This window comes from Okeania sp. SIO2B3 (genome assembly GCF_010672525.1).
In the GTDB taxonomy this organism is placed as follows: Bacteria; Cyanobacteriota; Cyanobacteriia; order Cyanobacteriales; family Microcoleaceae; genus Okeania.
In genome coordinates this window covers 1-12,166 of the sequence record NZ_JAAHGH010000156.1, presented here as the reverse complement: position 1 = coordinate 12,166, position 12,166 = coordinate 1, and the positions used below count along the sequence as shown (strand labels likewise).

Sequence of the window (12,166 nt, the reverse complement as noted above, 5' to 3'; positions counted from 1 at the left end):
GGGTCAAGAAGCTGCCCTAAGACAAGTTCTTTTAGCTCCTCGTGAAAGCTGAAAAAAGATGCCAAGCCACAATTGCTATTTTCTTGAATCAAAGCGATCGCCTTTTCAATATCATCCTCAGTTAGCTTTTCTATAGCGAATAGTGCCTCGTAGATTATTGTAGGAGCGATAGTTGTATCGTGACCCCTCTCTTTTTCTGTACAATAATATCTTAGCAAGGTATTTTGATTTCCGCAATACCTTGCTATGATATTTTTCAAGAAAAGGTTTAATATCTTAATAAGGAATAAAAATGGACGAAGAAAAAGATGCCAAGAAAGACGGTGTACGGGGAGCTGAAGCTATCAACCTCGGTGAGTTTGACCCAAACCTGCTTAGATGCCCTAGACCAGGAGAGAAAAGGGACAAAAATGAGTCGGAGCGACGTATTGGAGCAACTGGTCAGAAAGAACTTAATAGAACCTCGGAAGTTATGCCTGACGAAGGAGCAGTACAACTTATTGGGGGAATTTGTCGCCGGTTAGACAAGCAGGATGAGAGACTTCTCCAATATGCTTGTCAACACAACAATCGGCTACAAGAACGTAAGCAGCAGAGTGATAATTTCATCGCAGAATTTAAAGCAGAACAAGAGAAAATCAGAGAAGAAACCCAAGAATTACTCAGTTATCTAAAAGCCTACACAGAAGAATAAACCTATCAGGAGTGCCGATCGCTATCTCAGCGGTCGGCATTTTATCGTCAACCCACACACACATATATATAGAAAACGATGAACTCAACAGAAACCCTACCCCAATTAACAATAGGCAAGCTCAATCTGTGGCATCCCGGCATCATTCAACTACTGAAAAGGTCCAAAGGCTGGCATCCAGAAGCCGACTTCTACGACCTATTAGGTATGAAGCCCGACCTTTGGGCAGCCCACTCCGTTGGCCCCGAAGGTCAAATATTTCCAATGTTGTCTTTTACTAGCCTGGACGGTGAGGTAGGAAGCATCAATACACAAGTTGTAGGTCTCCCCTATCCCAGCAGCCTTGCCTTGACAAAAATTCAGCAAGCATTGTATGCCGATGCCATCCAGGAAGCTACGTATCACGAACTTCAAGGAGTCGTAGATAAAATTATGGATTCGCCAGAAGGCAGTCCATTTTCTCAGACCTTTAACTCCACTTTTGTTATTCTAGAAGTCCTTCGACTTCAACAATGTGGTGAATTGATGGAGGATTGAAAAATGGCCGTATCAGTCAGGACCGGAGATTGGGTCGAAATAAAAACGAACAAGTACGACTCCCGCAAATTCAAACTTAAAGGCCAAATATTTGAAGTGGAACGTACCAATGTTACCACTGGAGAACTAACAATCCAAGCTGAAGAATTGGGTAGAATTACCCTATTTAACTATGAAGTTGAGCTGGCCTTGCCTCCAAAAGTTCCAGCACTTCCAACACCACCTATCACCCCAGACAATACAGTGGCCAGAATCAAATCTTTAGTAGATAGACATCAAGCCGCTGGATATAAAATTGATAGAAATTTTCTGGAGCAAATATTAGGTAAAGAACCTCTGGAGCAAATATTTAAAAAGCTTGTGGTTGAGAGTAAAGACAATAGGTTCCTGTGGTTGCATTGTATCTCTTGACACCTGATATCGTGTGTTCGTACTTGACACGAACTCTACTTTTTTCTCTAGGGGAATTGTTTCTGTTTGTCTGTTAATTCTTTCTTTCTCGGTTTTTTCGTGGGTATTTTGATGTTAACAAATTCTTTCTGTAATCCCGCGATTGCCTGAATCTACATGAATTGTTACTTCATCTGGAACAAATTCTACCAGTTTTTCTTCATCTAGTTGCCGAATGCCCATGCACCTTACCCTCTCGTGCTTTCCAAAGCACTAAAACTCTTTTATTCTCGTCTGTCATTATTAAATGTTTACGAGTATGACGCTTTTTTGGTTGTGCATCAGCAAAGTGTGGGAATGGTAATTAGATCATTCCAGTTCCAAGGGGCGATACTAACGCCAGCCCCGATCTTTGGGCTGCAGTATTGTCCTTGCGACTATGAACCCAAATCCAATTAAAGTAGGCGATACGGCTGACACCACGCTCCGCGAACGCTAACCTCACTGTTACTTCCGTTTGCTGCCAGACCTTACCAAACTTCCGCATGTCGGCGATGCCACCGACCTATCTGCTGTCGGACAATTCCATTAGTTCGTTCTAATTGCTGAGTCTGGTCTTTACCGATGATATGTTCTACTTCTGGTGGTAAAACTCGTTCATGCCCACCCCAATCATCTGTATATCAATGTTTACAGCTAGTTTTTCCTTCTGTATTGGCTATTAATTCTGCGATGAACTCGTGACTTTGTTTGCCGACTAAACGTAGCCAAAATTAATCCACGTTCTGGATGCTTGAGTCATGCCAATCCAACAATCCCCTTCTGTTAATTCATTTGCCTGAGAGTGTTTTTGTTTTTTTGGACGAATGACCAAAACTCATCACTGCTGATTTGTGAGGTTTCAATATCTTGGACATGGGCATTATGAATCATCTGTCCTTTTTGAGAGGCAGCTCTCACCAAACTGACTACTGTTGCTGGCCAAAGACGAATGAGCGATCGCTACTCCAGCTCAAAAGCCTCATTGGCCACCCAGAAAATGTTTTGATTTTGTAAGGCTGTTGAGTTATTTTAGCAATTGCCTAAATCATTGGTAGCCAATACTCTCTAGCCAAAACTCTGACAAAACTTTCTAGGGAATTCTTACACAGACTTTCCTGGGATCAAAACTAAAGATCAATTTTTTTAATGGTTATACAGGCACAAAAGTCAAAAGTTAAGAATAAATCGTTAAAAGTTTATAAATTGTAGAGTTCAATTTTGGAAATCCTCTAAATAGCACTTTTTTGGACAAAAGTCAAAAAAACTGATAAGATGAATATTCATATCAAATCCGGGGGAATGGGACATACAAAAATTATTGAATCGTCATAACTACGCTCATCTTTGTGATTCTCTCCCCTCCTGACTCAGTCCTTCCCCTCCACGGTCAGGGTTAGGGGTGGGTTGACTCCTAAAGACTTAACCAATCTATAAGTGTTTAACTGGATTTGATATCACACAATTTTCCAATTCACGACTTTCATGAGTAGTCTATCAAAGTGGAAATTTTAATTTTTTTTCAGTATAATTGCTTAAGCGATTCTACCTGTGAAAGCTAGTGTTTAATCCAAGATTAAACATATTACTTTTAACTGGATGTTGTGATAAGTCCTGGATCATAGTGCCGTCTTGGTATTGGGATGAATCACAATCAATATAGTTGCAGATACATAAAAATATATGCTAGAATTTTATCATTGTTATAGATAAGTGATAAATGTATCAGGCATATAAGTATAGAATATATCCAACATCAGAACAACAATTGACTTTAGCGAAGAGTTTTGGTTGTTGTAGATGGTTTTGGAACTATTCACTAAATTTATGCCATGAAATCTACAGAGATACTGGAAAAAGTCTCAGTAGAGCAGCTATTCAAAAAATGCTTCCTCAACTCAAAAAAGAACATGAATGGCTAAAAACAGATACTTATTCTCAGTGTCTCCAAGTAGTAGCATTAAACTTATCTACAGCTTACAAAAACTTCTTTGATAGACAGGCTAAGTTACCAAAATTTAAGTCTAAAAAAGGTAGACAATCTATTACTTATCCTCAAAATGTAGAATTTCAGGATAACTATATCAAACTACCTAAAATTGGATTAGTTTATTATCGTCGCCACAGAGATTTTTCAGGGGAAATCAAGACTGTAACTGTTTCTGTTAATCCAGATGGTAAATATTTTGTTTCTGTTTTAGTTGAAGACGATCGAGTGAATCCTGAAAAATCAGCAGAAGGAAAAGCAATAGGAATTAATTTGGGATCGACTCATTTTTGTATAACATCAGATGGTTCAAAATATCAAAATCCTAAGAATATTGCTAAATATACTCTTAATCTCAAACGGAAGCAGCAGAAATTAGCTCGTAAACAAAAAGGAAGCAATACACGAAATAAAGCACGCATAAAAATAGCTAGATTACAGGGTAAAATAGCTAGATGCCGCGAAGATTTTCTACACAAGCTATCCCGCAAGATAGTAAACGAAAACCAAGTAATTGCAGTGGAAAATCTGGCTATAAAAAAGCGGTGCGACCCGGTGTCGGTGAAAGACGCACCTGGTAGTGCACCAAGACACCATAATTTAGGTGCATCTATTAGTGATTGTGCTTGGGGAATGTTTGAGACAATGCTTAGTTATAAGGCAGAAAAAGAGGGAAGAACTTATATAGAAGTCGATCGTTTTTTGCCTTATTCACAAACTTGTAATATTTGTTTAAATCAAGTTGGTAGTTTGTCTCCTAATGTGAAAAATTGGACTTGCGAGCATTGTCATACAACCCATAATAGAGAGATTAATGCTGCAATCAATATCAAAAATGAAGCCTTGCGGATATTGCGAGTGCGTAATTTGCCGTCGCACGATAAATGTCAAATGCACTCAAAACAGGAGTTAGGAACTAGCTCTACTGCCAATCTGAGGGAATGTAAGTCGCCTGGTAAAACATCGGTTTTGTTAGATGCTATTCCCAGCGAAGATGGAAACCTATCCTATAGCAATAGCTATAGCATTGGGTAGTTCACACCTCTATCTTTTAATCTGGGCAAAATGTTTAGCAAATTTCCCCTGAAAACAGTCCTCATTGTCCCTTTTGTTCTACAAATCTTTGGTGCTGTGGGATTAGTGGGATATTTTTCTTTGATCAATGGACGACAAACCGTTGATAATCTTGCTAACCAGTTAACCCAAAAAATTAGCAGTGGTATTGAACAGCACGTTTTAGGATATCTAAATAAATCTCATCAAGTTTTAAGAGTAACCAATGATGCTATAGAAAGCGAAAATTTGGATGTTGATGATTTTGCTGGTCTGAGACTTTACTTTTGGCAAGTGGTAAAAGAACAAGATTTAGAAGATTATCTCTTTTTTGGCAATGAAGAAGGAGAATTTATCGGGGTTGAACGTTTAGAAGATGGAGATATTCTGTTTAAAATTCGTAATATTGTGACTCAACCTATTCGGGAAACTTACTTACTGAATAATCAAGGTAACATCAGCGAATATTTAAAAGGAAAAGCTTACGATCCTCGCGTTCGTCCATGGTATAAAGCAGCAAAGCAGCTAGGTGAACCAACCTGGAGTCCAATTTTTGCCTCCTTTTCCCGTGAAAACACTTCCTTAGACATATCCGCAGTCAGACCTATTTTCAACTCCAGTGGGCAGTTCGTCGGAGTTCTTTCAAATAAAACAACCCTCGTGCAGGTCACAAATTTCCTGAATAACTTATATATCAGTCCTAACGGACAGAGTTTTATTATTGAGCGATCAGGAGATTTAGTAGTCAGTTCTCAAATTCAGACACCATTTATCATTACTGGAGAGGGCAAAAAGCGGAAGATAGAACGTCTACCTGCGTTCAAAAGTAATAACCCTACACTAAGTGCAACTGTCGAACAACTGCAAGAACATTTTGGTGATTTTAAAAATATTAATAGCGATCGCAAGTTCAAATTTCTAATTGATGGAGCTTGGTACTATACCAGAGTCATGCCACTTAAGGATGATAAAGGTATTGATTGGTTAGTGGTGGTTGTTGTTCCTGAAAATGACTTCATGGAAAAAATTAACGCCAACACCAAGACCACTATTTTATTAAGTTTTAGCGCTTTGATGATATCTATATTGGTAGGAATAGCCACTACTCACTGGGTTACTCAACCAATTTTACAAATTAATTTTGCGGCGAAAGACATTGCCGCAGGCCACTGGGAAAACACCCTTAATATTCACCGTCGCGACGAAGTAGGTGAGCTAGCCAACTCTTTCGACCTCATGGCCAACCAGCTCAAAAATTCCTTTGAAACTTTAGAAGCAAAAAACGAACAACTCAAACAACTAGACCGCCTCAAAGACGAATTTTTAGCCAACACTTCCCACGAACTCCGAACCCCTCTCAATGGCATTATTGGTATTGGCGAATTTCTTTTAGAAGGAGATCAAGCACAGCTAAATTCAATCACTAGCTCTAATTTAAGCATGATAGTTTCTAGTGCTCGTCGTCTATCTAATCTTGTCAACGACATTCTTGACTTCTCTAAAATCAGACACCATACATTAGAATTACAAACTAGAGCTATTAATGTTTATGGAGTAGTAGAGACAGTAGTTAGCTTAAATAAATTTTTGGTCAGCAAAAATAAATATCTACAGTTAGTAAATCACATTCCTAAAAACTTACCCCCCGTCTGTGCTGATGAAAATCGTTTACAACAAATTCTCTATAACTTAATTGGCAATGCTATTAAATTTACTGAGTCTGGTAAAGTCGAAATTTGGGCAGAAGTAATTAGCAACAATTCTAGAAACCCCCATCAGCAAATACCAGTCCCAGAATACTCCTATCAAAATATAGAGCAATCTCAACAACTAACGATCATCATTTCGGATACTGGTATCGGTATTCCCACCGATCGACTAGACCGCATCTTTAACTCTTTTGAACAAGCAGAAGGTTCAACATCCAGAAAATATGGCGGTACAGGTTTAGGGTTAACAGTTACGAAACAGTTAGTCGAACTCCACGGGGGTCATATCTGGGTGGAGTCTGAAGTTGGTGTAGGTTCCCGATTTTACTTTACCCTACCAATTTCACAAGAATCTGTAGCAGAAACTTCCACTACTTCCACCGTCAATAGTATTCGTTATTTTGTAGATCCAGTAGAAACATCTCAAGAAATTACTCCTATTAAGGACGATATTGCTAATAGTAACTTTCATATTTTAATTGTGGATGATGAACCTATAAATATTCAAGTTTTAAGTAACCACTTAAAAGCCAATAACTATCAAGTTACTCAAGCATTCAATGGAAAAGAAGCTTTAGCTGCTTTAGAGGATCATCAGAATATAGATATGATTTTACTGGATGTGATGATGCCTCAGATATCTGGTTATGAAGTATGCGCTAAAATCAGGGAAAAATATCCTGCCCAAAGTTTACCTATCCTAATGTTAACTGCTAAAAATCAAGTCGCCGATCTAGTCATGGGTTTCCAATTTGGTGCCAATGATTATTTGACTAAACCTTTTTCTAAAGATGAATTATTAATTAGGATTAAAACTCATATTCAATTATCAAAAATTACTAATTCCTACGAACGTTTTGTCCCTCACGAATATGTCAAATTACTATCAAAAGAAAATATTCTGGATGTGAAATTAGGAGACCGTGTGAGTAAAGAAATGGCAATTTTATTTTCTGATATTCGCTCTTTTACCACTCTATCTGAAAACATGACACCTCAAGAAACTTTTGCTTTTGTGAATGGTTATTTACAACAAGTTTCCCCAGAAATTCGTGACCGGAATGGTTTAATTATTAAGTTTATGGGAGATGGTATTATGGCAGTATTTCCTGAAGGCGCTGATGATGCGGTGCAAGCTGCCATCGGTAAACTTCGGAAATTACAAGAATATAATCAGACCCTACAAACAGAAGGTTTACCCCCAATTCAGGTAGGAATTGGCATCCATGTAGGTTTTATGATGGTTGGTATTGTGGGAGAGCCAAATCGAATGGCAGGAGATGCAATTTCTGATAATGTGAATTTGACAGCTCGTTTGGAAGGTTTAACTAAATATTATGGAGTTTCTTTATTAATTTCTGAATCAGCTTTTCAGGGTTTGAAAAATCCTGAAAAATATCAAATTAGATTTTTAGACCGTGCATCTGTCAAAGGTAGACATAAAGCTACTGATGTTTATGAAGTTCTAGATGGAGAAATTGATTATGTGCGAGAATTAAAATTAAGAACTCAACCGGATTTTGCATTGGGTGTAGAGTATTATCGCTTGGGAGATTTCATTTCTGCCAAAGATTATTTTGAGAAAGTATTAGCCGTTAATTCTTCAGATCAAACAGCTCAACTTTATCTAGAACGAATTGATAAATTAACCGTAACTGGTGTGCCAAAAAACTGGAATGGGGTTTGGGCATTTACTAAGAAGTAATTTGTTTAAGAATTTAATAAATCTCTGATTTTCTATAACTTTAACTTTTGACTTCCGTGAAATAGTATGTGACTAAATTCAAGTTCAGAGATATATTATAAATAAAACTAAAGCCTTTATGGTATTCAAACCTCTATCTCTCACACTGGGCAAAATGTTTAGCAAACTTTCTCTGAAAACTGTCCTGATTGTCCCTTTTATTCTGCAAATTGTTAGTGCTGTGGGATTAGTAGGATATTTTTCTTTTACCAATGGACGCCAAACTGTCGATACTCTTGCAAACCAGTTAACTAAAGAAATTAGCACTCGTATTGAACAGCACGTTTTAAGTTATCTCAACAAGTCTTATCAGGTGTTAAGAGTAACTAATGATGCAATTGAAAGTGGCAATTTAGATGTCTACAATTTTGGGGCAATGCGAAGCTATTTTTGGCAAATTATCAAAGAAGGGGATTTGGAAAGTGACCTTTTTTTCGGTAATGAGCAGGGAGAATTTATTGGTGTTGAACTTAATCCTAATAATGGTGAAATTGTCTTCCGGATTCGTACTATAGCTACTCAACCAGTTCGTGAAATTTATCGGCTAGATTCTCAGGGTAATGCAGAAGAGTTTCTGAAAGTAAAAGAGTATGACCCCCGGATTCGTCCATGGTATAAGGCGGCAAAAAAACTTGGTCAACCCACATGGAGTTCTATTTATCCAGCTTTCTCTCGTGCTAATACATCTTTGGATATATCCGCTGTCAGACCCATTTTTAATTCTACTGGCCAGTTAATCGGGGTTTTAGCAAATCAGACCAGTTTGACCAGGATTACAGAATTTCTCACAAACTTAAATATTAGTCCCAATGGACAAAGTTTTATTATGGAGCGATCGGGAAATTTAGTTGTTAGTTCTCAGATTTCCCAACCATTCCTCACTATTGAAGTTGATAAAAAGAAAAAAATTGAACGCTTACCTGCTATTGATAGTGATAACATTACAGTAAGTTCCACGGCCAAACACTTACAAAAAGAGTTCGGTGATTTTGATGAAATTGAGGGTAACAAACAAATCAATTTTCCGATTGATGGAGAGTGGTATTATGCTAGCATCATGCCAGTTAAGGATGGTAAAGGGATTGACTGGTTAGTGGTTGTAATAGTTCCTGAAAATGACTTCATGGAAAAAATTAATACCAACACTCAGAACACTATTTTGTTCAGTGTTGCTGCTCTGATTGTAGCTATATTAGTAGGAATAGTCACTACGAACTGGATTTCCCAACCTATTTTACAACTTAATTCTGCGGCTAAAGAAATCGCTGAAGGTAAATGGGAAAACGAACTTAATATTAAGCGTCGTGATGAAGTAGGCGAACTTGCCAACTCTTTTAATCTCATGGCAATTCAACTTAAAAATTCTTTTCAAACTTTAGAAACACAAAACGAGCAGCTCAAACAACTAGACCGCCTCAAAGACGAATTTTTAGCTAACACCTCCCACGAACTCCGAACCCCACTTAATGGGATTATTGGTCTTGGTGAATTTATCTTGGAAGGTAACACTGGAGAGTTAAATCAGGCGGCCTCTTCCAACTTAAGTATGATAGTTTATAGCGCTCGTCGTCTATCTAATCTCGTCAACGATATTCTTGACTTTTCCAAGCTCAGACATCAAAAATTAGAACTGCACATTAAACCAGTTGATGTGCGTGGAGTGGTTGAAGTAGTGGTAGCTTTAAGCCAAGTTTCTTTAAAAAAGAAAAACCTGGAATTAATCAACACTATTCCTAAAAATTTACCTCCAGCTTATGCTGATGAAAATCGTTTGCAACAGATTTTCTATAATTTAATTGGTAATGCTATCAAATTTACTGAATCTGGAGTAATTGAAATTTCAGCCGCATTAGTTAGCGGTCGTGCTACAAAATCTCAAAATGGCGACCGCTCTGGTCTGGATGCGGAAAAACTTGCGATCGCTGTCTCTGATACTGGTATTGGTATTCCTACTGAGAAATTAGAGCGCATCTTTGAATCTTTTGAGCAAGCTGAAGGTTCTGCAGCAAGGAAGTATAGCGGTACAGGTTTAGGGTTAGCAGTCACAAAACAATTAGTTGAACTTCACGGCGGTCATATTTGGGTAGAGTCTGAAGTGGATGTTGGTTCTCGTTTTAGTTTTACCTTACCAATTTCTCAAGAAACTGTAGCAGATACTTCTAATACTCGGACAATAAACACTATTCATTATATTGAAGAACCAGTAGAAATTTCTGAAGAAATAACTCCTGTTGATACTAATATCTATAATAGTAATTTTCATATTTTGATTGTAGATGATGAACCTATAAATATTCAAGTTTTGAATAATCATCTCAAAGCTAAGAACTACAGAGTCACCCAAGCATTAAATGGAAAAGAAGCTTTGACAGCTTTGGATAGAGAAGAGAATATTGACATGATTTTACTAGATGTAATGATGCCCAATATGTCTGGTTATGAAGTCTGCGCTAAAGTTCGGGAAGAATATCCTCCTCATAGTTTGCCCATCTTGATGTTAACTGCTAAAAATCAAGTAGCTGATTTAGTTATGGGTTTCCAGTTTGGTGCTAATGATTATCTGACTAAACCTTTTGCTAAAGATGAATTATTAACTCGGATTAAAACTCATCTTCAATTATCAAAAATTACTAATGCTTACGGACGTTTTGTACCTCACGAATATGTACAATTACTCTCTAAAGAAAATATTCTTGATGTTAATTTGGGCGACCGTGTGAGTAAAAAAATGGCTATATTCTTTTCTGATATTCGCTCTTTTACGAGTATATCTGAAAAGATGACTTCTCAAGAAACTTTTGCTTTTGTTAATGGTTATTTACAACAAGTTTGTCCGGAAATTCGGGCTTATAACGGTTTAATTATTAAGTTTATGGGAGATGGTATTATGGCAGTATTTCCTGATGGCGCTGATGATGCTGTACAGTCAGCTATTTCTCAACTTCAGACATTACAGGAATATAATCATACTCTACAAGCTATGGGTTTGTTACCGATGAAGATCGGAATTGGTATTCATTGGGGTCACATGATGGTTGGTATAATTGGAGAGGAAACTCGGATGTCAGGAGATGCACTTTCTCATAATGTGAATTTGACTTCACGTTTAGAAGGTTTGACTAAGTATTATGGAGTTTCTTTATTAATTTCTGAATCGGCTTTTAAGAGTTTAAAAAATCCTGAAAAATATCAAATTAGATTTTTAGATAGAGCATCTGTTAAGGGTAGAGATGAACCGATTAATGTTTATGAAGTTTTGGATGGAGAAGTAGATTCTGTGCGAGAATTAAAATTAAGAACTCAGGCAGAGTTTGAACTAGGTTTAGAGTATTATCGTTTGGGAGATTTTGCTGTTGCTAAGAATTATTTTGAGAAAGTATTAGCAGTTAATTCTTCAGACCAAACATCTCAACTTTATCTAGAAAGAATTGAGCAGTTAACAGTAACTGGTGTGCCGAACAACTGGGATGGAGTTTGGGCATTTACCCAGAAGTAAGGAGGTGGGGAGATGGGGAGATGGGGAGTAGGAGACAGGAGACAGGAGACAGGAGATAGGAGAAATGGGAATGAGCGAAGAAGTAGGAGTAACAATTGTAAGAATGATTTTTCTGCCCAACTATGAGCCTAAAATACGCTACTTTTTGAGCGTTTTAGCGCATATTCCGCACTTCACTTTGTAACATTAAAAGTAGTATATAAATCCGTAGTTTGGTAGGTATTTATACTATGCAAATCATCTCATATCATGTCCGATAGTCCCGTGTAAAAGTTGGGGAAATATCTACCGCCATATAAGTAAAATTTTTCCTTTTCTTAAAGCTTCTTCCTCCTTCCAACTTCGGTCTTCCTGACCTTCTCTATACAAGACCAATGCTACCGGACATGATATCAATTACTTTTTTCGTTGATCAAATTCCGAGTCAAAAATTTACGCATAAATACTTGCAGTATTGATGACTCAATCACGGCAGCTATGATTTTCTTCTAAAATTCTGTCTCCTGTCTCCTGATTC

8 protein-coding genes and 1 pseudogene are annotated in these 12,166 nt (G+C 37.4%); 7 read left to right on the top strand and 2 right to left on the bottom strand.

What is annotated here, in order from left to right; translation table 11 throughout:
* Positions 1-218, bottom strand: a 218-nt coding sequence (locus F6K15_RS35835) for a hypothetical protein (RefSeq protein ID WP_293070578.1), incomplete at its 3' end; no start/stop codon positions are given.
* A gap of 90 nt (positions 219-308) precedes the next feature.
* On the opposite strand from F6K15_RS35835, the gene F6K15_RS38925 reads away from it, so the two are divergent.
* From F6K15_RS38925 to F6K15_RS35820, 4 genes are all read left to right on the top strand, one after another.
* The gene (locus F6K15_RS38925; RefSeq protein ID WP_363269436.1) at positions 309-524 is read left to right on the top strand and encodes a ribbon-helix-helix protein, CopG family; all 216 of its coding nucleotides are present in this window, start codon (positions 309-311) and stop codon (positions 522-524) included.
* Positions 473-694, top strand: a complete 222-nt coding sequence (locus tag F6K15_RS38920; protein WP_363269434.1) for a hypothetical protein — start codon at positions 473-475, stop codon at positions 692-694. The genes F6K15_RS38925 and F6K15_RS38920 overlap by 52 nt, the downstream gene beginning before the upstream one ends.
* A 78-nt stretch (positions 695-772) precedes the next feature.
* A complete protein-coding gene (locus F6K15_RS35825; protein WP_293070574.1) occupies positions 773-1,231 on the top strand; it encodes a hypothetical protein in 459 nt (152 codons plus the stop codon).
* 3 nt (positions 1,232-1,234) lie between these two features.
* Positions 1,235-1,642 carry a hypothetical protein gene (locus F6K15_RS35820; RefSeq protein ID WP_293070573.1) on the top strand — a complete coding sequence of 136 codons (408 nt, stop codon included), beginning with the start codon at positions 1,235-1,237 and terminating at the stop codon, positions 1,640-1,642.
* Positions 1,643-1,962: 320 nt separating this feature from the next.
* On the opposite strand, the pseudogene F6K15_RS39190 reads toward F6K15_RS35820, so the two are convergent.
* Positions 1,963-2,596 (bottom strand): annotated as a pseudogene (locus tag F6K15_RS39190) (IS1 family transposase); the annotation flags it as partial.
* A gap of 784 nt (positions 2,597-3,380) precedes the next feature.
* Here F6K15_RS39190 and F6K15_RS35815 point away from each other — a divergent pair.
* From F6K15_RS35815 to F6K15_RS35805, 3 genes are all read left to right on the top strand, one after another.
* Entirely contained in the window at positions 3,381-4,682 is a 1,302-nt protein-coding gene (locus tag F6K15_RS35815) for an RNA-guided endonuclease TnpB family protein (RefSeq protein WP_293070571.1), read from the top strand.
* Between the two features lie 30 nt (positions 4,683-4,712).
* Positions 4,713-8,114 (top strand): response regulator, encoded by a 3,402-nt coding sequence (locus F6K15_RS35810; protein ID WP_293070570.1) that lies wholly within the window; start codon positions 4,713-4,715, stop codon positions 8,112-8,114.
* A gap of 118 nt (positions 8,115-8,232) precedes the next feature.
* Positions 8,233-11,649 (top strand): response regulator, encoded by a 3,417-nt coding sequence (locus tag F6K15_RS35805; protein WP_293070568.1) that lies wholly within the window; start codon positions 8,233-8,235, stop codon positions 11,647-11,649.
* Positions 11,650-12,166 lie beyond the last annotated feature (517 nt).